The following is a 25,647-nucleotide window of genomic DNA, read 5'->3' as shown; positions in this document are numbered from 1 at the left end:
TAATGGAAAAGCTTATCTCGATGCTGGTCGAACAAGGTGTAGATCTCGTGTTGGAGCAGGGCAGGCTGAAAGCAAAAGCAAAAAAAGGTGCGTTGACTGCCGAACTCTCCGCGCAGATTGGCAAGCATAAACAGCAACTGATTGCATACCTGCAACACAACGAAAATCAGCAAATACTACCAGCGAGCCGGCTACCGAAAATAGTACCGGTTGCAGCTCAGACTGAGTTCTGGCCTCTATCGTATGCCCAGCAGAGGCTTTGGTTTATTGACCAGATGAATGGCAGCAGTGCGGAATATAATATGCCACTGGCGTTTCGGATCAGTGGCGCCTTCGATTTGTCCGTGGCCGATCGTGTGTTGACTGAAATTGTCCGCCGACATCAGATCTTGCGAACCTGTTATGTTGAAATTGATGGTGTGCCATATCAGCAAGTGCGGCCTGAGACCGGTGTTTGTATACATAAGGTAGTCGTGCCTGTCGGTACTTCAGACACAGAATCCACGGTTTTACAGCAATTAATGGCCGCAGAGAGCGCCGTAGCTTTTGATCTCTCTGCGGACGTGCTGATTAGAGCCTGTTATTTCGAATTGGCCGGTGCAACCGAATCAAATGCTGTTATTTTATTTGTTTTGCATCATATCGCGGCTGACGGTTGGTCACTTGAGATACTGCGTCATGAATTTTGTCAGTTATATCAGGCTTACCAGCACGGGCTACCAGCCAATCTTGCGCCGGTCATCTTACAGTATAAGGATTACGCCTGTTGGCAACGCGAGCATTTCTCAGGTCCATTACTTGTCCGGGAACAGGCTTACTGGCAGCAGCAACTGGCTGACTTACCGTTAACTCACAACTTACCACTGTTGACAGACAGACCGTTGCAGAAACAGACAGTGGGCGCACTCTTAACCGATCAATTGGACGCAGCCTCAGCCCGTGTATTGCTTAATATCGCGGCCCACTTCCAGTTAACGCCCTTCATGTTTCTGCATGCAGTATTGGCGTTAGTGCTGGCACGTCACAGTAATCATAACGACATCGTTGTTGGGATCCCGGTAGCCAATCGCCAACAGGTTGAATTATCTGATTTGATTGGTTTTTTTACTAGCACTCTGGTGCTTAGGCTCAATACCAAGTCCCGTTCTTTCAGCCAGTATCTTGCTGAAGTCAGGCAGTGCCATCTTGAAGCCCAAAACCATCAGCATCTTCCATTTGATATGCTGGTTGAACAACTGCAGGTTGAACGCAGTACAGCTTATACGCCGTTGTTTCAGATTATGCTAACGACCGGCAATCAGTTCCATCTCACGCATGAGACCGCCGTCAGTAGTCTATCTGACAGTGGTCTGGTGTTTAGCCTGGCAGACTCAGGTATACCTCCAGTCAAGTTTGACATTTCAATCGATTTGAATCTCCACGAGCACGGAGGGAGCTGCCAGTGGTTGTATGATGTCAGTCTGTTCAGTCATATACAGATTGCTAATATGCAAGCGCATCTGAAAAATCTGCTACAGCAGTTGGTAATAATGGCAGAAAATGGTATCACAGCGCTGGGTGAAAGGCCGCTGGCCACATTGCCAATGTTGCCGGAAACGGAATACCAGGATCTTGTGGTGCACCGGAACAGCACTTCGGTAGATTTTCAACTCAGGCAGCCGGTGCATCAATGGTTTGCCGCACGGGCGCAGGACCAACCTGATCGAATAGCATTAAGTCTGGCAGAACAACAGGTGACTTATCGTCAGCTTGATGAGCACAGCAATCAGCTTGCTCAATACTTGCGGGAGAATTATCAGCTCGGAACCGGACAACTGGCGGTGGTTGGCATTGCGCGCAGCATTGAGTTGGTTGTTGGGATGCTTGCAGTGATGAAAACTGGAGCTGCTTATCTGTTGTTGGACCCAGAGCAGGGAGAACAACGGTTGTCCGATATCCTGCTGGATGCCACACCTACATTGGTTTTAACCGCGAAGCCATGTGTGTTCGATCGACTGACAGACAAAGCTCCTGTTGTGAATATAAGTGCGATGTGGCCGACAATACAGCGCTACAGCTCTACACCTTTGCCTGTGGCTCAGCGCGATACATCACTGTCGTCGGCCGATGATTTAGACCAATTGGCGTATCTGATTTATACGTCAGGTTCAACGGGACTGCCAAAAGGGGTGAACATCACCCATCGAAGTTTGGCTGATTATTGTACTTTCGCGATGCAGTATTATTACAGTCCGCACTGCGAGGGTGCATGGTTGCTGACCTCGCCATATTTTGATATTTCAGTGCCAGCCTTATTGTTACCACTTATTACTGGCGGTAGGTTGGATCTGCTGGCGACGGAGCATCCGTTAGAAGTACTGGCCGGCCAATTATTGGCGGGTAGTGAACAACGGTTTTTGCTGAGGTTGACTCCCAGCCATCTGCAGGCATTACTACAGTTGTTACCAGAGCGACCTTTTTCACACCAGATTGTGTTTGTTATTGGTGGGGAAGTGCTGTCCGTGACTGCCGCCGACGCACTGGCTGAGCGTTTTCCTCACAGCCAGATATACAATCATTATGGTCCGTCTGAAGCAACGGTGGGCTGCGCTATTTTTGACTACAGTTTGCACCGTCGGCCAGATCGGCAGAAAGTACCGATTGGCCGAGCGATGGCTAATACGGCATTATTAGTGTTGAGTGACGATCTGGCTCTGTTACCGGATGGCGCTGTTGGTGAGCTTTATATTGGCGGAGCGGGGCTCGCCCGGGGCTATCGTAATAATCCGACAGCCACTGCCCTGCATTTTGTTGAACACCCGTTTGCAGAACTGCTGTCGACGATAGGCCGGTATCTCTACAAAACCGGCGATTTGGTTCGTTACAATCAGGATGGTGATTTGGAGTTTGTCGGCCGGGTTGATCAACAGTTGAAATTTCGCGGCTTTCGACTTGAACCGGCGGAAATTGAGCTAAAAATCAATCGACACCCTGCTATTCATTCCTGTCTGGTGTTGATTGATACTTCAGCCAGTGGCTATCAGCAACTGATTGCATATGTTCGGTTGCAGCACGATGTCGCGAATACCGACATCTCTGAGCTGTTAAAAATGTTTCTGCGACCTCAACTTGCTGATTATATGCTGCCGGAGCAGTTCGTGGTCTTGCAGCAGTGGCCGTTGAGTGCCAATGGTAAAATCGACCGTAAGAGATTACCGGCAGTAGTTCGTTCTCTCAGTGCGATCGAATCTCGACCATTATCGACTCCACAAGAGACGTTGTTGGCTGATTTGTGGCAGCAATTATTACATATACAAAAAGTAGGGCCGGATGATAGGTTTTTTGCATTAGGCGGCCATTCCTTGCTTGCTGTCAGCTTGTTATCTCGTCTTGAAAAAAGCGGGTATCGCATCAGCTTAAAAGATGTCTATCGAGCTGGCACCTTAGCAGAGATGGCCCTGGCATTAATACCTGTCAGCACCTCAGCGGATAGTGAGCCCCTAACGGCTACTGCGCTGATTCCGCCTGGCTGCCAGCAACTTAAGCCAGCGATGTTAGCTTTTGTGCAGCTCGAGCAGTCGGAATTGGACTGGCTGACTCAGCAGGTTCCGGGAGGCGCCGCCAATATTCAGGACATTTATCCGCTGTTATCCTTGCAAACCGGCATTTTGTTTCATCATTTGCTGGATGCCGAGCACGATCCTTACCGGCAAAGTAGTCAGTTGTTGTTACACAGTGCACAAGCGGTGAATGAACTGATAGCGGCGATCAATTTTGTGATCAGCCGACATGATTTACTTCGCTGTTGTGTGATCTCTGAATTAGAAGAGCCTGTTGCGGTGATTCTGCGTCAGGCTGAAATACCAGTGTTCAACTTTGAGTTACAATCGACCGACGATATCAGTGCACTATTGCAGCTTCGGTCTGCCACCCGGTTAACGAGGCTCGACCAGGCGCCGTTGTTGAACTTGGATATCGGCCATGATCGCAGTTCTGGCAAGTACCATGCGATTTTGACGTTTCATCATATGATTATTGACCACGTCGGTCTGGACATTTTGATGAAGGAGATTGCATTACACCGCAGTGGCCAGATTGATCGAGTCCCCAAGCCTTTACCATACCGGAATTTTGTTGCTGATTTGCTCAGTCGCAGCCGAAAAATCAATTCGGCAGAATTTTTTGCCGACATGTTAGCTGGCTTCAAAGAACCTGTGGTGCCATTTTCAATCGATGATGTTCAGGGAAATACGGCGGTTGTGGAAACGGTATTTCAGTTGCCAGAACCGCTTGCTGGCGAAATCCGACGTTTGGTTGCAGAGCTGAATGTCAGTCCTGCCAGTTTTTTCCACACTGCATTTGCGCTGATGCTGCAGCATTTGACCGGGCGTACCGATGTCGTGTTTGCCACCGTATTATCGGGTCGGCAACAAGGTCTGGTTGGTAGGGAACATAGTGTTGGTATGTTTTTGAATAGTTTACCAGTTCGGATCAGACTGACCGGCAGCTCAGTCCAAGCGACAATGCAGCAGGTGCAACATAATTTAGTTGCCTTACTGGAACATGAGCAGTGTCCGTTATCGGTCGCAATTGCGGCCAGCAATGTGGATCCGGGCAGGCCTTTGTTTACTTCTGTGTTGAACTATCGTCACAGCAATATCAGTCAGGCAGCCGATATTGCTGCTATGACGGATATTGAGTTGATCCGGACTGTGGAGCGAACCAACTACCCACTTTCATTAGGGGTGACTGATGTAACTGGCGAAACCGGACAAATGTTTCATCTTAGTCTGAAACTGCATCCTTCCATGGACCAGCAAACAGTGCTGAGTGTCTTGAATGGTTGTGTCAACAGCCTGGCGACGAAGCTTGCCGAGCAGCCGGATCTGCCGATAGCACAGCTGTTGGAGCCATCGGAGCCGTCGGCAGACCAATTGCTTGCCGCTTGTTTAACAGCAGAAGTCTCTACTACCGAACCCGCTCATCTGGCGGCATTATTTCAGCAAACTGTAGGACAGATTCCTGATGCTCTGGCTCTTTGTGTCGGCGAGAGGCAGTTGAGTTATGCAGAGCTGGCGGTATTAGTGATGCAAACTGCTTTGCATTTGCAAGAGCAAGGGATTGGCAGGGGAGACAAGGTTGCGCTTTGCCTGAATCGTGGTATCGATATGGTGGTGGCAATGCTGGCAACTTTGCAGACCGGCGCTTGTTATGTACCGCTCGAACCTGACTGGCCGGCGGCACGACTTCGTTTTATTCTGCAGGATGCCTCTGTTCGTCTGGTGATTACCGAAGCCGATGTTATAAAAGCACAGCCGTGGTTGGTTGAGCACCGGCTGTATTTGGCCGGGAAACCGGACTTAACACCACCACCATTGACCTTTGAGACTGTCGCTATTGAGCCTACGGATCTGGCGTATATTATTTATACGTCAGGCACAACTGGCCAACCTAAGGGGGTTTTGATTTCCCATGGTAATGTCCTGAGTTTTCGCCGAGGTTTTGCCTGCCAACTGGCTGAACTGGGACTGTCGGCCCAGGACATCTGGCTCTGGAATGCATCTTATGCTTTTGATGCTTCAATCAAAGCTCTGGTCTCGTTGTTGTCAGGTCGGCCTGTGGTATTGACTGGTCATGCACAAAATAAAGATGCTGCAGCTTTGGTGACATTGTTATGTAAGCATCGAATCAATGTATTTAACAGCGTACCGGCAATGGTGGAGCAAGTTGCTGGGTTACTGCTGGAGCATGGCGTCAGGACCGTGCATCTAATTTCCAGTGGTGAAGATATCCCGCCTCGAGTCTGGCAGCGACTGATTGAGTATAGCAAGCAAACTGGCTGTAAAGCGCTGAATGCCTATGGACCGACAGAAACGACCGTGAATGCCTGTTATGGTCTGATCACATTGCAGCATGGGGTGCATATGGGGCGACCATTGCCAGATTGTCAGTGCTATATTTTGGATGAACAACAACAACCGGTGCCACAAGGGACGATAGGGGAGCTGTATATTGGCGGCGCAAATGTTGCTTTAGGCTATCTCAATCGTTTAGAGCAGACGGCAGCCAGTTTTATTCCATCACCTTTTGCCACGGACAGTGGGCAAAAGCTGTATAAAACCGGTGATTTAGTTAAATTATCTGAAATGGGCAATCTGGTGTTTTGTGGCCGGGTTGATCATCAGGTGAAGATCCGGGGTTATCGCATTGAACTGGAAGAAATTGAGCGGACACTGCTGGCGGCAGATCCGACAATCACACAAGCGGTAGTGTTGGTTCAGGAAAACAAAAGTGGCAGTAAATCGTTGTTCGGATATGTGCAAAGTGAGGCTGCATTGGAACAGACGTTGTTACGGCAACACTTGCTGTCCGTGTTGCCCGAGTATATGGTGCCAGAACAACTCAGCGTCCTGACTGCCTTACCAATGTTATCTTCCGGTAAAATCGACCGGGCTGCGTTATTGGTGCCACTAAGCCAACCGCAGGATAACAAGACGTTGCCAAGGAATGATACCGAGGCAGTGCTATGTGAGATTTGGCAAAAAATCCTGCAACTGGACAGTGTCGGTATCCATGATGATTTCTTCCTATTGGGCGGAGATTCTATCTTATCAATGCAGGTAGTGGCGCATGCCAGGCGCAAACAGCTACAAGTCAGCATTCGACAGTTGCTCAGTGCCAGAACTATTGCTGCGCTGGCAGAACAAATCCGTGATCCGGCTGGTCAGATATCTTTGCAGCGGCAAGTCCGGGGCGAGCAAGTGTTGTTGCCGGTGCAACGGCAGTTTTTTGCTGATCTGTCTGACAACGGCCAGCATTTTAACCAATCACTGTTTGTGCAGCTGCCAGCAGGTTGGGCGGCGACAGCGATACAGCAGTTTGTCAACAAACTAATTAGTCGCCACGATGTCTTCCGTCTGGCGTTCAACAAAGCAGAGACTGGCAGATGGCAAGGTAGGTATGTGCGTGCCGCGGGGAAGGAGGCTGACTATTTTAAGGTTGTCAAGATGGACACGCTGGCAGCAGAGCAGCACGCTCAAACTATTGTGCAGTATGCAAACGAGGCGCATGCCTCTTTTGACTTGGCAGTTGGATGTTTGTTACGGGTGATATTCTTTGATTATGGGCCTGAGCAGGAAGGCCGTTTATTACTGATCGCCCACCACCTGGTCGTTGATGGTGTGTCATGGCGGATTATTGCAGCAGATCTCGAGTTTTGGTTACAACAACCTCCTTCAGCTGAAGTCAGCTTACCGGCGAAGACGGCAAGCTATCAGGATTGGGCGCGTTTTCTGCAAGCATACACGGGGAGTGAAGCATTTCGCAGTGAGTTCGCATACTGGCAGGAACTGTCGGAACAGATAAACGAGCAGTTACCTGCCTTGCCTGTAACAAAGGCTGGTCACTCCGCGTTGCCAGACTGGCAAAGTTGCCGGTTTAGTCTCAGTGCAACTGATACCAACTATTTATTGAATGTAGTGCCACGGATCTGGGACTGTGATATCAACGAGATTTTACTCAGTGCGTTAATGCTCGCCTGGCAGCAATGGCAGGGTAAAACAGCACTGAGCCTGCTAATGGAGGGACATGGTCGTGAGGTATTGGACGGCGCACCGGATATCAGTGAATCTGTAGGCTGGTTTACCAGCAAATATCCGTTGTTACTCTCATCCACTGAGACGGAACCAGCGAGAGTCATTCAGGCCGTAAAACAGCAATATCGGGCAGTTCCTTCAAAAGGGATTGGGTATGGTCTGGCGCGATATATTGCTGAACCGTCACTGCCAAACGGTTTGAATACTGAGTCGATGCTGCAATTTAACTACTTAGGCAGTTTTGATGCGAGTTTCTCCGGTGATACCGCATTAAAGCTGGCAACTGAACATAGTGGTGATGCAGTTGCAGCCAGTTATGTGCCAAAACATGCAATGAATCTGACCAGTATGGTCTGGCAACGTAAATTGACTTTCAATTTCAATCATTGTATCAATCGGTTAGAGCCTGCACAGGTTAACCAGTTAATGGTGGCTTGCCAGAACGCTTTACAGCAAATTCTTGCGATCAGCCGGCAAAGCTGGACCGAGCAACAAGCGATGTTCCGTCTCGGTACCGAGATAGCGCCAACAGATTTTTCTCAAATCATGTTGCGATTGAATAAGTCGGTGCAGGTAAATAACCTGTTTTGTGCACCGCCGGTTTCAGGTACCTCGTTGGTCTATCAGCCTTTAGCCCGTGCCTTGGCTGATTCGGTCAGTTGTTACGGTTTGCAACTACCGGATTTATACACAGATATCCGTACAGAGTCTGTTACAGGACTGGCGGCTTTTTACTGTGCGTTGATAAAGAGAATACAGCCGAGCGGACCTTACATGTTGCTGGGGTGGTCATCCGGAGGTACGGTGGCTTATGAAATCGCCCGGCAACTGGCGCAGCAAGGTAATGATGTCGGTTTTCTCGCGTTGTTGGACCAACCAATGCGACGGTCAGGGCAACAAGCCAGTCTATGGCAGTACAATCCTTATTTTAAAATTCAAGGGTTGTACGGCAGTAAACTTGTAACTGACTGGGAACAAGTTCGGCACATGCCGGTTGAAGAAGCGTTGCCGCTATTAGTGCAACAGGCCTGCAGCCAGGGCTTAAAACCCGCTGATGCAGACGAACGGATGATGTTAAAGCATTTTGAAGCCTTGGTCGGTTTTCCACAGGTGATGGATTCCTATCAGGCCGGTAGCAGTGCAGTGCCCCTGACGCTTTTCAAGGCAATTGACTCGCAGCACACAGAGCCTTACTTATGCTGGGATCAAACCTGCAGCGGCCCGATCACTGTTGTGTCAGTACCCGGAGAGCATCAGAATATGGTTTATGCGCCTTTTGTTGATGAATTGGCCGCAAATATAAAACAACAACTGCTGGTTGGAGGCGTTAAATGCTGATTAATTTATTGCAGTTTGATCGGTTTATACAGGAACTGGAATATGCCTTCGAGCGGGTACCTTTTTATAGCAAGCACCTGGCGGCAGCTGGTTTAACGCCGGATGACATCATTGAACCGGAAGATATTCAGCGGATTCCGCCGACAGAGAAAAAAGATTATCGGCGTAATTTTCCGGCTGGCGTGCTGGCTGCAGGCTATAAACTCAGCGATGAGGGGCTGGTGAAAAGCCAAAGTTCCGGTACATCCGGTGAACGGTTAATCACCTATGAACTAGGGATGTTACTGATGGATAGAGCTTTGACCTGTACCGGTATTCATCCGGCAGTCGAAGCAGCATTTGCCGCGACCCCCCGCAAGATTTGCCGTTTTGCGGCGCCAAATTGCTCTGATGTGGAGTGTGCAAACCCAAACAGTTCTATGCAGGACAGGATGCTCAGTGACGGCACGCTGGTATTGCCGGTTTATCATGATCTATTGACGACGCCGGAGTTTATGCTCGACCGTGCTCTGGAAGAGATTTGTTTGTATCAACCTAATTTGTACTATGTCGATCCCACGCATTTTGCACTGTTGATGAGACATGCAATAAAACGAGGGATCCGCGTGCCTCAGGCGCCTTTAGTGGCGACTTACACAGCTATAACCCCATTAAACCGTAAACAAATTCTTGATGCATTTGCCAGTTTTGGGTATACCGGAACCGTATTTTCGGCGCTAGTGTCATCGTCTGAGATGGGGTGGCTGGCTCTCGATTGCCCACATGGACAACTGCATCTGAACAGCGATTGTTATTTAACAGAGCTGCTGAGTGGCGACCGGATAACCACTCCCGGTGAAGTCGGGGAGCTGCTGATTAGTAGTCTTGATAACGGTGCCGTCCCCCATATTCGCTACCGGACAGGTGATACTTTTGTATTAAAACCGCAGGATTGCCCATGTGGTCTGCCTCACCCTGCGGTGGACTGGGCTGGTCGTGTCAGCGAACAACTGAGTACTACAGAATATCCTCATATTCACCCTTATCAAATCCATCAGGCAATTGGCGCGCCAGACTGGCTCGACTTGTATCAATTCACACAATTATCAGCAGATAAATCTTGCCTGCTATTGATCGTCAATCAACATTATCAGGCTGTGAAACTGTTAGATATCCTAGCTCCGTTGCAACAGTTGCTTGGAAAGCAGCATGAGATTGAACATCAATTAGTCGGTTATATCGCAACGGAACGTTCAGGTAAATTCCAGTGCGTCCGCGCAATGACAGATAAATATTAAGGAATCAACATGCTGGAGATAAAAACAGAAATTAACTGTCAGGAAGCGCTGCTTGCGGACTTTCCTGGTTTATATAAAGAAGTTGATGGTAAACAGTGTGTTTATCTAGACAGTGCATCAACGACTTTAAAGCCGACACAAATGGTCGAAGCGGTCTGTGACTACTATCTTGGTATCTCAGCAAACATCCATCGCGGAAAATATTTTTCGTTGGAGGATGTTTCAAATAAATTTGAGCAGGTACGTAGTAAAATTGCTAACCTGATTGGTGGTAGCGGTAACGAGATTGTCTTTGTAAGCAATGCAACTGAAGCGTTGAATATTGTTAGTCATGGGTTGAATCTATCAAAAGATGACCTGGTTGTTTGTTTGCCATTCTCTCATCACTCACATCTTTTGCCTTGGTTTGATTGTGCAAAGGTTGAATATTTGCAGTTAAAAGCATGTCAGAATCCGGATTTAGAGCATTATGCAACGCTGCTGGCAAAGAACCCTAAAGTCGTTTGCCTGACCCATTGCTCTAATGTGACCGGCATTTACCTCGATCTCGAAGTTATGATTGCAATGGCAAAAGAAGTTGGAGCCTTGGTGGTGGTTGATGCTGCTCAGTCCATACCACATCGAAGGATTGACGTCAGAGCGCTAAACATCGATTTCCTCGCTTTTTCAGCCCATAAAATGTTGGGTCCCACTGGCGTCGGAGTGCTTTACGGAAAAGCTGAACTCTTGAACCAACTGAAACCTCTCAAACTTGGTGGTGGCATGGTGGACTGGGTTGAGTTTAGTTCCTTCAATTTAAGGAAGATCCCACATCGTTTTGAAGCAGGTACGCCAAATATTTCCGGTGTACTTGGATTTGGCGCTGCCATAGATTATTTGCATAAAATTGGTTTTAACTGGATTGAACAGCATGATCGTGAGTTAGGCAGCTATATGCTGGCTAAAGCTATGCAGCGCAGTTACTTACGGGTCGTTGACCCAAGACCTGATGCTGACCGGGGGGCAGTATTGAGTATGTCAATTGAAGGGATGAATAATCTCGATGATTTGGCTCGATATTTAAGTGACTCCTTTGGAATCATGTGTAGAAATGGTCATTTATGTGCGCAGCCTTACGTAAGTTCTTTAACTTCAGGGCAGGTTATAAGAATCTCGGGATACATTTATACCAGATTTCAGGATATCGATTATTTCTTCGATTCTTTAGATGAACTGGTAAGTGCCTTGTTGTAAATTTTTTTCATGCTTCTGACAGAGTAATTTATGGATAGAATCAAACAGAAAGAAAAAAGTAATTTTCTAACTCGGATAAAAAAGTACAGCTTTATTGTTGTTGCGGCGGCTTCCGGTGTTGCCGCCTTGTATTGGCTCAGTCTCGGAAGCTCGGCGTATGTAGTTAAACGGGACACCGTGCTGCTGGATGAAGTAAAGCAAGGGCAGTTGAATATCCAAATCAGAGCTTCCGGGGAGCTTGCCGCCAGAAATATTCGTTGGATCTCGGCAAAATCTGCTGGCAGGGTTGAGCAGTTGCTGAGTAAAGCAGGCGATGAAGTAAAAAAAGGAGATTTAATTGCGGTATTAAGTAATCCGCAGCTGGTACAAGAGTTAGAAGAAGCACGGTTGCAGTTAGGTATTGCGCAGATTGAGGCAAAAGTTGAACTGATTGAACAGGATAATCAGCTGGAGGAACAAAAAGCTTTGTTGCTTGAAGCTGACGTCGATTATATCGCTGCCAGAAAAACTTATGAAGCATTGGAGATGTTAAATAATAATGGAACCGGGGCTATTTCCCGCTTGGACTTTATCCGGGCTGAATCTGAATCCAGACGCTTTGAGCTCCGCAAGACTTTACAGGAAAAACGCATTGCGATTCAGGAGAAAAACGTTGTTTCACAAAAAGAAGCTATCCTGGCTCGACTTGATATTTTGGAAAAGTCTTTGCAATCACTGCAACAAAGGGTTGATGAGCTGAACATCCGGGCTGAATTTGACAGTGTGGTACAGACGGTGCTGATTGAACCTGGCCAGGAATTAGTGTTGGGTAGCAATATTACGACGTTGGCACGAAAAGATGAATTAATCGCTGAGTTGCAGGTCCCGGAGATCCAGATCCAACAGGTCAAAATAAATCAAAGTGTTGAAATTGACACCCGAAGTTCGAAAATCAGTGGTCATGTGATTCGGATCCATCCGGGGGTAACTAATGGCACAGTGCAGGTCGATATTGATCTGACAGGGCCGTTACCGGCAGAGTCAAGGATGAATCTGAGTGTGGATGGTCTGATCAACATTACAGATATCCAAAATACTTTGTATGTCAGACGGCCGGTATACGTGCAAAGCAACTCAAAAACCAGGCTTTATAAATTGACTGGGGGAGGCAGCGAAGTGGCGCTGACAGCTGTGTCGTTCGGTGAAGCTTCCGCTGACATCATTCAAATAAAAGAAGGGCTCAAGCCTGGTGATCGGATTGTTGTATCCGATACGTCGGCTTGGGGCTCACATGAAATGGTTCGCCTTAATTAAACGGGGAATAAAATGAATAATACCAATGTAATCACGTTATCCAATATTACTAAGATATACCAGACAGAAGAAGTTGAAACTCTGGCCTTAGACAATATAAATATTAAAATAGATGCGGGCGAGTATGTATCTATTGTTGGATTGTCAGGTTGTGGGAAATCAACATTACTTTCTATATTGGGTTTGCTGGATAAACCAACGGATGGGCAATACTTGTTGAATGGACGTGATGTCTCAGATTTATCACGTAACCACCAGGCAAACATCCGTAATGAAATGATTGGTTTTGTATTTCAGTCGTTTAATTTGATTAGCGATTTAACTGTTGAAGAAAATATTGAACTGCCACTGACCTATCGTAATCATCTTACGAAAAGTCAGCGTGCCGATATGGTCAAAAGTGCTTTATTGAAAGTTAATATGGAGCACCGGGCCAAGCATTTGCCTTCACAATTATCAGGCGGACAACAACAGCGGATTGCGATTGCCAGAGCGATTGCCGGATCGCCAAAGATCATATTGGCCGATGAACCTACCGGTAACCTGGATTCTCAGAATGCACTGGCGATAGTCGAACTGCTCGATAAATTGAATAAGCAAGGAACTACAATCTGCGTTGTTACCCATGACCCTAGATCCGTGCAAGGTGCCACACGACAAATCCGTTTGCATGATGGCAAAGTTTGTGAAGATGTTGCATCGCTTAAATCGGCAGTAGCATGAGGTGGATGATGAATTTAGCCATTGACATAAAGTATGTGATCCAATCGATCAAAAAAAGAATCCGTTTGTCACTGTTAATCATTTTTGTGATGTCGATAGGGTTAGCATTAAGCATTTTTACTTTTTCCATTCTTAACAGTATGGTTCATGCCGATTTGCCATTAAAAAATGGTGAGCGAATTGTCGCAATCAACGGAGCGGCGAACCACGGTAAAGCAGGTTTGTATAGTGTCGATGCCCGCGATTTTTTTGAACTCAGGCAGGAAGTCCAGACTGTCACAGATACCGGTGCTTACGCACTAACGGAACAAAATGTAACGTTCAGGGAAGCGACGCAGAAATATCGTGCGGCGTTTGCGGAATGGAATTTATTCAATCTCACCGCAACTCAACCTGTACTAGGACGGCTGTTTGTTCCGGAAGACAATTCTGATGGCGCTGAGCGAATTATGTTGCTGAGCTATGAAGTCTGGCAACGTGATTTTGACGGTGACCCCTCGGTGCTTGACACTAAGCTGCTGGTAGACGGGCGTCAGACCCGTATTGTCGGTGTGATGCCAGCTGGGTATGCCATGCCGAGGGATACCCAGATCTGGTTGCCATTACGGGATGCTTGGCTAAAACCTGCACAGCGCAGGAGTGGTATGCAAGTTGGCGGTTATGCAATGTTAAAAGAGAATCACTCTTTAGAAGATCTAAATAAAGAGCTTTCTTTAATCTCTGCAAGATATCGTGAAATGTTTCCACAAACGAATACTGCAGGCCTTTATTATTATGCAACATCTTTCCCCAATAGTCTTTGGGTGGAGACTGATAAAGATGGATTGCTGATATCATTGAAAATTATAAATGTACTAATTATGGCGCTTTGCATTATTAATGTTGGTAACCTTGTTTTAACCAGAATGAATGAGAGAACAAAAGAGTTCTCAATTCGGGTTGCATTGGGCTCTCCTTTTTACCGACTTGTCATATTGGTAATTCTTGAATGTTTCATTCTCTGCGCAATAGCTTGTTTGATAGGAATAGCTCTGGCGATTGGTGCTTTGGAATTTACCGAACAGTTTCTTTTGAACTATATGTATAATAATGCTGCTCCGTTTTGGTTAGATCTTAGGATCTCTGCAGAGAGTTATTTTTATATTCCATTAAGTCTGACAGTTACAGTTCTTTTGATTTGTGTAGTACCTATCATAAAAGCCGCAAAAGGTAACTTTATCGAAGACTTGAAAGACGGAACCAGAGGTGCTCAAGGAACGAAAGTCGCGTTTATTTCTACTCTTCTGGTATGTTCGCAGGTCATACTTTCTGTACTAGTGCTGATCTCGTCTTTGGTCATGGTGTCGTCTAATTATATCAACAGCAAAGTAGACTATGGTGTTGTCACAAAAAACGCACTTACAGCGACGATTCAGTTGCCGCGAGCCAAATATCAGACATTGGAAGAAATGTCGCAATACTATGGTAATTTTGTTCGCAATCTTGAAGCCGCAGCAAATATTCGGTCAGTTGCCGCAGTATCCCGACTGCCCAGCGATTACCCGCTGGATGGCTCTTTTGTACAACCCTATGAGATTGAAGGTGCCGTGTATGCGAATCCGGAAGATCGAATTCAGGCGGTGCGTGTTTATGCACAAACAGGCTCGCTGGAAGCTATGGGCGTTAACTTATTAGAAGGGCGATACTTCAGTCAATCAGATACACCAGACAGTGAACGGGTTGTAATCATTACGAAAACGCTGGCTGACCGCTTGTGGCCAAATCAAAATTCAGTTGGAAAACGTCTTCGGTTAGGACGTTGGTCTGCCATGAACTGGATGACTGAAGAGCACATGCCGTGGATGACTGTGGTGGCTGTGACCGAGGATGTATATAACAACAACCCATTTGGTTTTAAAACACAGGATCGTGGTTCTGCCTACATTCCTCTATCACAGAGAACGATTTGGTCGAGTCATACCATGCAAATAGCCGTGTACTACGACGGGGCTATTTCACCGGCTATGAAGGTTTTAGACGAGGTGCGGAAAGCTCTTGACCCGCAGGTTGGTATTTACGACATTCAGTCTTTCGATGATCGTATTAACAAAAATGGCATGATGAATGATGCTGTCGGCAAGTTATTCTTGGCATGCGGATTATTATCACTGCTACTTGCTTCTATTAGTATCTACGGAGTTATTTCTAATGTGATACAGCAAAAGCAGCATGAAATTGGTGTCAGAAGAGCATTAGGTGCGACAGACAGCAACATTATTGTATTTTTTGTCAAAACAAGCACAGTCAATGTACTTTTGTCATTACCTATAGGCATCCTTTGCTCTGTGTATTTCAACCAGTTAATTGCAAAGCACATCAGTATCACTAATGCATCGAACATGTTGGTATTTATCACAGTACCGCTGGTTGTATTGGTTATAGCAGTCATAGCAGCTTTAATCCCGACCAGACGTGCGATTGAATTGTCACCAAGTGAAGCTCTGAGAGAAAACTAATTTGTACTGGCCCTGTTTCAAACAGGGCCATCATAACGCGTTACCGGAGTCTACAATTATGCTTAATCAATCAGCAGAATTATCAAAGTTCAACACTGATTTTATCAATAGAATGATATTATCGCCTGACCTTATTGTTGCTCAGCAGCAAAAGATTCGGAGTTGTGAGTTACCTCCAGCCTACGAATCATTAAGGAATTTTATATCGCCTTGGCCTGTAGTTATTAATGACAAAATAGTCAGGGATATGCGAGGTATATGTCAGGTTGTTACTTCTTTGCTTCACAAGTCTCTTTTTATAATTTCAGAGGACTATTTTGATTTTTCAGTAGCAGCTTACGGCATTGATATTTCAAATTTAATTTCTACAAATCGTAACTCTATGGATGTTCATCTATCTGTTGGTCGGTATGATGCAATTATGACCAAAGGGAATTTCAAGTTAATTGAATATAACGCTGGCACCAATATAGGCGGTTGGCATCTTTTGCGTTGTGTGGAAACTTATAGAGATATAGTCGGTGGTGGTGGCAATTTAGTATGCACTCCAATTTTAGAAAAATTCTTAAAATTGGTTTATCAAATGACAAATAATGATAAATGCAATGCTGTTCCATCAGTCAACCTATTGTTCGTTCTGGATAGTACAGATGCTGTAGAAGACCTGCGCACTTCATTGCCTTTTTTTAAAATGGCACTAGTTGAGCTTGACCTTGATATCAGTGTTTTTTGGACTCAATCCCTGGATGATGTATCAGTCAGCGATACAGGAGTTTTTTTTCATAATAAAAAAATGGATGTGTTGAGTTTTCCTGTATTTCAGTTTGACTACCACGATCCGAAAATTGAAATGATGGTTTTGTTGCATCAACAAAAAAAAGTCGTTTTTCCTGACATGCCAGCCTTCCTTATAGCAGGGTATAAATCTAATTTTGCTAATCTGCATTGGCTCAACAATTGTGGCAAGTTTGATAAAAGCGAGTCAGCTTTCATTAATAAGTTTATTCCAGCAACGTATCATCTATCTGATGAATTAAATTCAGTGATAAATCAAGATCTGAGTTGGTTATATCGCGAAGTTGAACAGAACAAAGATAATTTTGTCATAAAAAGGGATGGCTATTTTGGTGGTGATCATGTTTATGTCGGGCGATTTATGACCGACACTTCCTGGCGGAATATTTTATCGGCTGCCAGAAAGTCTAAAGACTGGATTGTGCAGCAATACTGCCCGTCTGATCATTTTTATGCGCCGGAGCCTGATGGAAAACTGGCTTTGCATAACTATATATTTGGTTTTTTTAACTTTGGTGGCGATTATGGTGGTGCTGGCGTTAGGTTAATGAAAATGGATACAGGGAGTGGTGTTGTGAATTCTGCAAAAGGGGCACAATACACTTCAATTTTTGAAGTTCCGGCGCAATCAATTTTTATTTGAATGACTGTATCTACCTGATCCGCTGGCTCAGGATAGTTGGCCAGTCTATAAATCAAGTTACAACTGGGACAGACCCGCAATCACGCACAAGCGCTGGAAAAAAGAAGTTATAACCGATGGCAGCGCGCGTGATCACTGCCTTGCCCGGCAGCGGGGCGATACGCATGCCAAACCAAATCTCAACTTCGCGCCAAAAGGGTGGATAAGCGAAACGCCATCCACCACATACCACACCAGACCAGGGCCAATGTGCTCTTTTCCCAAGAGAAAATTCCATGGCCTGTGTAGGCTGGATCAAACAATCAACCCGCCATAGCGGCTGGGTCCATCCAGAAAAACTCCCAGATATGCCCATCCAAATCCAGCACGCTGCGGCTATACATAAAGCCTAAATCCTGCTTCGGCATCACATCACTGACACCACCCGCGACGCCAGCAGCAGTACAAAGCTCATCCACTGTTTGTTTATCATCACAATTGAGCGCCAGCATCACCTCACTGCTACCCTCGGCCGGTAGCGGCCTTTGGGTAAAACTCTGCCACTTCGCCGGCGTGAGTAACATCACAAAAATATGCTCACTCCAGACCATACAAGCGGCCGTATCGTCACTAAACTGCAGATTCTGGCTAAAACCCAGCGCCTGATAAAAGCCAATTGCAGCGCCTAAGTTGCTGCAGGGTAAATTCACAAAAAGCATTTTGGCCATGTGGCCCTCCTGTTGATTTTGGTGTTGTCCTGACGATGTCTTTTTCTCTGACACTGAGCTTAGTCGGTTTAGTTCCTGCTAAATCGACAGAGATAATGAAATTTTATTGCGACAGTTCTGTTTATTGTTTTTAGCTGACAAGCAAAATGCGACTATATCCAAACACTAGCAGCACAACTTATTAGGAATAGGCATGATGATCACGTCCGCAGCCGCTGCGCCAGAGAAACTCGAGCTGGCGCCGTTATTTAGTGATCAGATGGTGTTACAGCGTGAGCAGCCGCTGCCGATCTGGGGGCAGGCAGCGCCGGGCTCGGTGGTGAAGCTTCGCTTGTTGGATGAGCAAGGTGCAGCGATGACTTCCGCGTCCGGCGCGGTGATTGCTGATGGCAATGGCGACTGGCAAATCACCTTACCTGCGCTGCCGGCGGCTGGGCCTTTGCAAATGGAAGTGGCAACTGCCCGGCAACATATAACGCTGAAAGATGTCTGGCTGGGTGATGTGTGGTTGGCATCGGGGCAGTCGAATATGGAATGGCCGCTGAGCGCCCAAACTGAAAACTGGCAACAAGCCGTCAAAGATGCGGCCTATCCGAAAATCCGGTTTTTTACCGTGCCCAATCTGGTAGCCGCAACGCCACAACGTCAACTACCTGTAACCCCGTTGGCAACCCCGTGGGCAACACAATGGCTGGCCGCATCTGCCGAAACCGTGCCAGATTTTTCGGCAATCGGCTGGTATTTTGCCAAACAGAATCACCTGGAAAAAGGGGTTGCGGTGGGCATTATTGATGCCACCTGGGGCGGAACTGTGGCGCAGGCCTGGACACCTGCCGCAGCCTTGTTGGCGTTGCCAGCATACCAGCAAGCGGCAATGGAGGTGATTGCCCAAAGTCAGGCGTTGGCTCAGGCGCTGGCACAGCAAATCATCAACAAAACCCCCAACCAGCAGCCACATTGGCTGCCCGGCGTGTTGTTTAACGCCATGATCAAACCGCTGGTACCTTATGGGATGAAAGGGGTGCTGTGGTATCAGGGCGAAAGTAATGTGGAACAAGCGGCGCATTACCATGCGCTGTTCAGTACGTTAATTCAAAGCTGGCGCGACGAGTGGCAACAGCCGCTGCCATTTTTATATGTGCAGCTGGCCAGTTATCTGCAGCCGAAAGCTCAGCCAGCAGCCAGCGCCTGGGCTTCACTTCGGGAAGCACAGTTTCAGACACTGCAATTGCCCGCCACTGCGATGGTGGTAACCACCGACTTAGGCGATGCCAATGACATTCACCCAGCGCGTAAAAAGCCAGTGGCCGAGCGGTTATGGCTGGCGGCGCGGCGCACAGTATTTGGCGAGGCCATCATCGCCTCTGGCCCGGTGTTCAGCAGCCTGCACATCGAAGGGAAACAACTGCGTGTGCGTTTTGAGCAGGTCGGGACCGGGCTTTACAGCAAAGACGGTGCGTTACGTGGTTTTGCCATTGCCGGTAGCGACGGCAAATACCACAACGCCCACGCCAAACTGGAGGGCAACGCCGTGCTGCTGTGGAGTGACAAGGTCGCAACACCGGTGTCGGTGCGCTTTGGCTGGGCCGATTTTACCGACGCTAACCTTTACAATAGCGCCCAGTTACCGGCGGTGCCGTTTCGGGCAGGTGAGGCGAAGTAGCTGTTTTTCAGCAGCTACAACAACGGCTACTATACCCCGAATCTTCAAGGATGACGGGTATACATCAGCTAATTCAACACCTTCTTCAGGCCCTTATTGCTGGCCTCACCCCCTAAAAATCTGATGACGTTTGATAAAACGATGATATCGCGTGGTATCTGTCGAAAATGCCCGCGCCTTGCTCTACCTTTTCACTGAATTTTGTCTCCGCTTAAGGTAATCACTTTAGGTAATCCTTTTAGTTAATCAATGAAAGTAATCACTGAAAGTAAGCAAGGTTAGCTTTATGGAAGTGCAAAGCTAACCAACGTTCGTCAACAGCCAACAAAGGAAGCATGTTATGGCTTTGTGTATCCACCCTTCAGTCGGTGTCGCCCGGCTTGGTAATAGTCCTGAACAGTTTTATCTGGCGCCAGATCACATCGGCCAACTGCCGTTTGAAGCCGATAGTTATGGCAACCCGCTGGGCACGGTGCAGACTTTTAAAGATGCTGTCGGCCGGGTCCGGCGACAGGGGCAGCCGTTTCGGATCTTTGCCGAAGATGGTGCAGAACTAACCCTCAATAGTGCCAATGTCCAATCGATCCAATGGACGGTGCATTTGGCCAATAAAAAAGCCGCCTGGTATCAGTACAGCGAGTTAAAAGGCAACTTGTTGTATGGGCCACAAAACAGTTATCCGAACCGGCAGGTGCCGTTTCGTAATCCGAATCAAACCTCGCCGCAAGATCGCCAAAAACTGATAGTTGATCCAGGCCCACGCACCATTAGCGGCGCGCGGCAGAGTATTGGTTTTGACCAAGGCAATGCACCCCAGGGTTATCCGGTGTCTTATCCGCCAAGCACCGTCACCTACGGCACTGCGGTGACCACCTTAGGCGATTTACTGACCGATGATGCCGGTCGGTTAGTGGTTTTGGGCGGTTATGGCCACGCCGGTGGTGATGAGCCGTTAACCAGTTATGGTGGCTCCAACACCTGGCATGATGATATTTCCGATGGTCCGGTGTATTGCACCGTAACTTTTAATGATGGCAGCAGTGAGCAATTACAGGCGTGGGTAGTGGTCGGTTCGCCCGATTTTGCGCCGCAGATTGTGAATATTTCGACCTTGTCAGACACCATGTTTGATGTGGGGGTGCGTTTTTACAATTTAGTACCGCAGCTTTGCCTGAATGGGGAATTTAACCCGGCTTACCGCGCCAATTATCAGCGGGATATTCAGCCCATCATCGAGCGGCTGAGCCGCTATCAATGGGTTGCCAATGTGCAGGCTATGTCGGCATTTAACAGTCGCCAGTTTGATTATGCCGATAACAGCGAGGCGAATAAAAGCAACCGCGAAAATTATTTTTCGTATTTTCGGGGGCTAAGTAAAGAGGGCGATCCGTCACCTGATCAACCGCAACAAGTGCTGTTTAAAGATAATTTCCCGATGTTGCCGCTCAATTCCGGCAGTAATTCGGTCAGTAACGATTTGATTATGAAATTTCTGGCATTGGATGCCACCCAGCAGTTTTTGTTAAGCCAATGGGCGGCCGGTTGTTTTGATGCCGATTGCCACGCCGAACCCTATCCGGTGCATGCACTTGATCAGGGCAGTGTTGGCAATTGTGTCGGGCTGCCGATGTGTCCGGGGATTGAAGTGACCTGGAGTATGCAAAACCCGAACATTTATGCCGCGCCTTATCGGATCTCCGACCAAAGAGGCCCAAATGGTTATAACAGCACTGGTTTAACGCCCTCAAGGGATGAGTGTGAAGGCGGCGGTTGTGAGCCTGGTGATTTGACCAAGCGGATGGCGTGTCCATGGCAAGCAGACTTTTTCCAATGTACCGTGCAAACCGTCAATTTCACCGTGCCGGAAGTGAATAAAAATGACGGTACGCCGTTACCACCCACCTATTATGCCTATTGGTGGCCACCACAAAGTCCATGGGATGTGTTAACCGGCGATGTCACTGCCGCAGGGCAGGCCGCTTCCCATTTACCGGCGGGCCAGCAGATGAATTACGCCCGTGGCGTGAATACCTTTGTGCAGATGGTTGAGCATTGGTCAGCACTGGCGTTTATCCGGGATCAAAATAATCAGGATGCGGCTTACCCGTACTTTGTTGAAACCGAACGTAATCATGAGATTTTCTCGTATAAAGAAGTGGGTGTGGGCACTATCAGCGGCAATCCTGATGATAATGAAACCACCATCCCGGTGTTTTATATTGAGCAAAACCCCCAAGTGGTGAAAGGCAAAAGTGCCAGAGCGACCCAGATGGTCAAAGCCCTGGAGCAACGCGCCTTCAAACCTATTGCTGTCGCCAAGAGTGGGTTAGGTTTACCACGATCCGGCACCAGAGCCCGGCGGTAACCGGCATGATGGTTGTGAATACAGATGTGGTGATTGTAGGCGCAGGTCCGGCAGGGGCCTGCGCCGCCCTGAGTTTATTAACTTATTCAACACTTAAGGTGGTGGTGCTGGAGCAATCCGATTTTAGTCAGCCGCGGGTGGGTGAACATGTGTCAGACAGTTTATTTTCGCTGTTGGCGTATCTGAAGCTAACCAAAGCCGATTTTCCGGCGCATTGCTTTATGCCCTGTTATGGCGATACCGCTTACTGGGGTTCGGATTTGCCGCGGGTGCGGCATGCGATATTCAGTAGCGAAAATACCAGTGTGCAGCTGGATCGGGAAGCCTTTGATTTCACCTTGCTTGAGCAAATTGTGGCCCGTGGGGGGAGCGTTTATCCACGGACTCACTTCTCTTTAACAAAGAGCTCTGTGACTAAGAGCGCTGCAACGAAGGGCGCTGCCGATGCGGCGGCCAACTGGATATTGCAGTGCACGCACCCGGAGCAATCACCTTTTCAAATCAACGCCCGCTATGTGATCGACGCCTCAGGGCGCAGTAGCAGTTGGAGTCGTCAACTGGGCGGGGAACTGCATAAACTGGATCAACTGATGGGCGCAGGGCGGTTTTTTTCACTGCCAGGGACTTCGCTAACAGGGACTTCACAGCCGGAACGGCCACAACAGCAAATTATTGAAAGTTGTGAGCATGGCTGGTGGTATGGCGCCTTATTACCCAACCAGCACTATGTGGCTACTTTTTTCTCCGATGCCGATATCATCAGTAAACTGCGACTGAATCAGCACCAACACTGGCAGCAACTACTGCAGCAGACAACTCATCTCAAACATGCAGTTGCAGATGCTCAGGCCATGTCGGCGCACCCCTGGGTTCGTAACGCGGCTAGTCAATACAGCGACGTCAGTCAGATTGAACATTTTATCGCAATCGGCGATGCCGCTTGTGCGTTTGACCCCATTTCATCGATGGGACTGGGCTTTGCGATTTCATCAGCTTGCCATGCCGCCAGGCTGGTGATCAACGAATTGGCACAAGTACCAACACCGCCAGATCGCGATAGCGCATCAACAAATAACCCTGCGGCCAAACAGCTGTACCAGCATGATTTACATCAGCATTTTTCGGGGTATCAGACATTACGCCAGAGTTTTTATCGTGCAGAAGCCCGTTGGTCGAATGCACCGTTTTGGCAACGGCGGCAGTTGGGGTAAACGCTTATTGAACAAAGCCGGGATCCAAAACTGCCGCCGCCCCAGTGCGGTAAGTTTTTGCTGGTTGTTTTCAGAGGAATATGGCGTGATAGGGCAATTTGAGGTCGGGTCTTCCACCTTGCTTCAAAATAGTGATTGATTCAGTCGCAATGAGTTTAACGAAAATAAAAGAGGAAAAAACCTGAGAACATAGTTTCCAAATCTGTCTGTAAACTAACGATGCAAGACTTGCCCCTCAGCCAAGACCTTCAAAGACAACTAAAACCCGATGGGCAGCTTCAAGTGCAATCAAAACCAATAAAAAACAGGCCCGTTGATGAATTTACTTTTCGTTTGTAGTGAAAATCGCCTGCGTAGCCCAACCGGCGAAGCAGTTTTTTCTAAATATGCCGGCTTCAGCGCCATTGGTTGCGGCACCAATACTGATGCTGAAACTCCGGTCAGCGGCGATCTGATTGAATGGGGCGATATCATTTTTGTGATGGAGAAAGCCCATCGCAACAAAGTGGCGAAAAAATTCAGGCCATTGTTAGCCAGTCAAAAACTGGTGTGCCTCGATATTCCGGACAACTATGATTGTATGGATCCTGAATTGATAAGGTTGCTGGAAGTTGGGGTTGCTATGTATGTGCGATTTAGGTGAGAGGTTGGTCCGCTTAGTTGCCGTTAAACCCGAGGGGCATGTCCTGAGTTTTGCCGCTCAATATCAAAGGACAAATACAAGGATTGAACTTGTGAGTTCCTAATTTTTTCCAAAAATTGCTAGCATTTAAGGTACATAGTTTCTGTTAAAGGTGTAGGTGGTGTGCTACGTTAATAACCTGATAGTACAGGCTGGCGGTTGCATAAGCAGAAGCTGTAAGACGGGTTCGCAGAGCTAATTCTTGCAGATTTACGGGTCTATTGAATGATGCACGTTAATGTATATTAAAGTGCATCGTTAGATAGTGTTATGTGCCAAAAATGGACAAATGTGGTGCGGCAAATTTCTGATAATAAATCCTTTCCTTGACTCGAACCACTGGATAAATTTCCATGTATTTCTCTTGAGTAAATTAAAGACCATCTAGCGTTATGTCTCTATAAGTTTTGCCTCATATGAATGTAGTGACTTCAGAAAACTTGTTGAAGTATAGGTACATCGGCGTTAGCTTGGTATGAGTAAAAATCATGAAAGAACGCAGAAACATGCACGTTAATAGGTATTAACGCGCATGTTTATATTGTAGTTATGTGTCAGAAGCAGACTTTACTTTTCAGTGCTAGCTTAGTGGGTGTTTATGAAATTGTGGGAAATCCAGTGATAATCGGAATCTTAAATGAAAAGCAAACGGCGTATGATGTAAGGAGTATTCAATTGCACGCATCAACTGTTGATAATTAAAACTGTTTACTGTCATCTGCAAATGACAGTAGAGCCAATTTTTTAAACGTTTTAAGTGATATCAGCTTGACTGATCATGATAGCGTTGTTAAGAGTATTAAATTGAGAAAATTTTGAAAAAAGTGATGTTACACCAGTTTCATTAGGTGTATGTTAATATTTGCATAATAGCAACGAGCGGGTGAAATACCTTGGGGTACAGAAATCACGAACGCGGTAATTTTGGTAATGCATATCAGAGATCAAATTACTTGTTAAGTGATTTATAAGTGTTGATGGATTAACGGTAATGGAATTTCCTAAATCATATATAAAAACATTAAGTATTGTATCCATTATATTTGGAGTGGTTCTTGTCGTTGTGACAAGTATATTTTTTGATTACGACGAAGATTTTTGGGGAAACATTACGGTTGAACTCCACGGCGCGCTATTCGACATATTAATTTTTGGTCTGTTACTTTATTGGTTGCTTTCCCGCAATGAGACGGCAAGAAACGATGAGAACGCCAGAAAAAAGATAGAATCCTACCTTAACAAAAAAAACTTATCAAATTTGAACAAATCGGATCTCGTGTCACAGATAAAGATTGCGGCGGGGGATGCACAAGTACTGACAAACATCCACTTCAACCACGACCTGAGTCATTTATCTTTTCAAGGCTTGGTTTTTGTTGAGTGCGATTTCGATAGCTTATGTGATCTATCTAATACTGACCTGTCTGGCGCAGTGTTTAAGAGCTGCCGTTTTCTGGGTGCCCTATGGCCTTCTTCAGGCCCGATGCCCATTATGGAAAGTTGTATTTTTAGAGAGTGCGATCTGTCGCAATGCTCAACATCAGAAGATCAAGCTTCGGCATTCGAGCACGCTAGTTTCTTTAAATGCAATTTCACTCCTGAGTTATACAACATGCTAGACAATTACGATTCAATTAAGGAGAAATAG

Annotated in this window: 13 protein-coding genes; 12 read left to right on the top strand and 1 reads right to left on the bottom strand. The window is 47.0% G+C overall.

The window, feature by feature from the left end:
• The first annotated feature begins 2 nt into the window (after positions 1-2).
• Genes A5320_RS05155 through A5320_RS05125 form a run of 7 tightly spaced genes read left to right on the top strand, consistent with a single transcriptional unit; the run spans position 3 to position 17,371 of the window.
• The gene (locus A5320_RS05155; protein WP_082971543.1) at positions 3-8,912 is read left to right on the top strand and encodes a non-ribosomal peptide synthetase; all 8,910 of its coding nucleotides are present in this window, start codon (positions 3-5) and stop codon (positions 8,910-8,912) included.
• Positions 8,906-10,189 (top strand): phenylacetate--CoA ligase family protein, encoded by a 1,284-nt coding sequence (locus A5320_RS05150; RefSeq protein ID WP_068061790.1) that lies wholly within the window; start codon positions 8,906-8,908, stop codon positions 10,187-10,189. Before A5320_RS05155 ends, A5320_RS05150 begins: the two co-directional genes overlap by 7 nt.
• 9 nt (positions 10,190-10,198) lie before the next feature.
• Complete coding sequence (locus A5320_RS05145) at positions 10,199-11,422, top strand: aminotransferase class V-fold PLP-dependent enzyme (RefSeq protein ID WP_068061788.1); 1,224 nt, start codon at positions 10,199-10,201, stop codon at positions 11,420-11,422.
• A 30-nt stretch (positions 11,423-11,452) separates the two neighbouring features.
• Complete coding sequence (locus A5320_RS05140) at positions 11,453-12,715, top strand: efflux RND transporter periplasmic adaptor subunit (RefSeq protein WP_068061784.1); 1,263 nt, start codon at positions 11,453-11,455, stop codon at positions 12,713-12,715.
• A 12-nt stretch (positions 12,716-12,727) separates the two neighbouring features.
• Positions 12,728-13,438: an ABC transporter ATP-binding protein gene (locus tag A5320_RS05135; protein WP_068061781.1), complete on the top strand. Its 711-nt coding sequence runs from the start codon at positions 12,728-12,730 to the stop codon at positions 13,436-13,438.
• Between the two features lie 8 nt (positions 13,439-13,446).
• Complete coding sequence (locus A5320_RS05130) at positions 13,447-15,933, top strand: ABC transporter permease (RefSeq protein ID WP_197489985.1); 2,487 nt, start codon at positions 13,447-13,449, stop codon at positions 15,931-15,933.
• A 58-nt stretch (positions 15,934-15,991) separates the two neighbouring features.
• Positions 15,992-17,371 carry a hypothetical protein gene (locus A5320_RS05125; protein ID WP_157605643.1) on the top strand — a complete coding sequence of 460 codons (1,380 nt, stop codon included), beginning with the start codon at positions 15,992-15,994 and terminating at the stop codon, positions 17,369-17,371.
• A gap of 302 nt (positions 17,372-17,673) precedes the next feature.
• Here the strand turns inward: A5320_RS05125 and A5320_RS05120 are convergent, their stop codons facing one another.
• Entirely contained in the window at positions 17,674-18,078 is a 405-nt protein-coding gene (locus A5320_RS05120) for a VOC family protein (protein ID WP_068061774.1), read from the bottom strand.
• Positions 18,079-18,271: 193 nt separating this feature from the next.
• Here A5320_RS05120 and A5320_RS05115 point away from each other — a divergent pair, with 193 nt between their 5' ends.
• The 5 genes from A5320_RS05115 to A5320_RS05095 all read left to right on the top strand — a co-directional run bounded on the left by A5320_RS05115 (position 18,272) and on the right by A5320_RS05095 (position 25,647).
• Entirely contained in the window at positions 18,272-19,741 is a 1,470-nt protein-coding gene (locus tag A5320_RS05115; protein ID WP_068061771.1) for a sialate O-acetylesterase, read from the top strand.
• A gap of 340 nt (positions 19,742-20,081) precedes the next feature.
• The gene (gene lodA / locus A5320_RS05110) at positions 20,082-22,106 is read left to right on the top strand and encodes a CTQ-dependent lysine 6-oxidase LodA (protein WP_068061769.1); all 2,025 of its coding nucleotides are present in this window, start codon (positions 20,082-20,084) and stop codon (positions 22,104-22,106) included.
• A gap of 5 nt (positions 22,107-22,111) precedes the next feature.
• Complete coding sequence (gene lodB, locus A5320_RS05105) at positions 22,112-23,317, top strand: lysine-epsilon-oxidase maturase LodB (protein WP_082971542.1); 1,206 nt, start codon at positions 22,112-22,114, stop codon at positions 23,315-23,317.
• A gap of 316 nt (positions 23,318-23,633) precedes the next feature.
• On the top strand, positions 23,634-23,960 hold the full coding sequence (locus tag A5320_RS05100) for a low molecular weight protein tyrosine phosphatase family protein (protein ID WP_197489984.1): 327 nt from the start codon (positions 23,634-23,636) through the stop codon (positions 23,958-23,960).
• Positions 23,961-24,990: 1,030 nt separating this feature from the next.
• Positions 24,991-25,647, top strand: a complete 657-nt coding sequence (locus A5320_RS05095) for a pentapeptide repeat-containing protein (protein ID WP_068061764.1) — start codon at positions 24,991-24,993, stop codon at positions 25,645-25,647.

This window comes from Rheinheimera sp. SA_1 (assembly GCF_001669775.1).
In the GTDB taxonomy this organism is placed as follows: domain Bacteria; phylum Pseudomonadota; class Gammaproteobacteria; order Enterobacterales; family Alteromonadaceae; genus Pararheinheimera.
Note: the sequence above shows the minus strand (reverse complement) of the source record. Positions and strands in the feature narration are given on the sequence as shown.

What these genes read in the sequence shown, in the direction of transcription:
- A5320_RS05155 (WP_082971543.1), top strand. Translation starts at nt 3, where the DNA reads ATGGAAAAGCTTATCTCGATGCTGGTCGAACAAGGTGTAGATCTCGTG.
- A5320_RS05150 (WP_068061790.1), top strand. Translation starts at nt 8,906, where the DNA reads ATGCTGATTAATTTATTGCAGTTTGATCGGTTTATACAGGAACTGGAA.
- A5320_RS05145 (WP_068061788.1), top strand. Translation starts at nt 10,199, where the DNA reads ATGCTGGAGATAAAAACAGAAATTAACTGTCAGGAAGCGCTGCTTGCG.
- A5320_RS05140 (WP_068061784.1), top strand. Translation starts at nt 11,453, where the DNA reads ATGGATAGAATCAAACAGAAAGAAAAAAGTAATTTTCTAACTCGGATA.
- A5320_RS05135 (WP_068061781.1), top strand. Translation starts at nt 12,728, where the DNA reads ATGAATAATACCAATGTAATCACGTTATCCAATATTACTAAGATATAC.
- A5320_RS05130 (WP_197489985.1), top strand. Translation starts at nt 13,447, where the DNA reads ATGAATTTAGCCATTGACATAAAGTATGTGATCCAATCGATCAAAAAA.
- A5320_RS05125 (WP_157605643.1), top strand. Translation starts at nt 15,992, where the DNA reads ATGCTTAATCAATCAGCAGAATTATCAAAGTTCAACACTGATTTTATC.
- A5320_RS05120 (WP_068061774.1), bottom strand. Translation starts at nt 18,078, where the DNA reads ATGGCCAAAATGCTTTTTGTGAATTTACCCTGCAGCAACTTAGGCGCT.
- A5320_RS05115 (WP_068061771.1), top strand. Translation starts at nt 18,272, where the DNA reads ATGATGATCACGTCCGCAGCCGCTGCGCCAGAGAAACTCGAGCTGGCG.
- lodA (WP_068061769.1), top strand. Translation starts at nt 20,082, where the DNA reads ATGGCTTTGTGTATCCACCCTTCAGTCGGTGTCGCCCGGCTTGGTAAT.
- lodB (WP_082971542.1), top strand. Translation starts at nt 22,112, where the DNA reads ATGATGGTTGTGAATACAGATGTGGTGATTGTAGGCGCAGGTCCGGCA.
- A5320_RS05100 (WP_197489984.1), top strand. Translation starts at nt 23,634, where the DNA reads ATGAATTTACTTTTCGTTTGTAGTGAAAATCGCCTGCGTAGCCCAACC.
- A5320_RS05095 (WP_068061764.1), top strand. Translation starts at nt 24,991, where the DNA reads ATGGAATTTCCTAAATCATATATAAAAACATTAAGTATTGTATCCATT.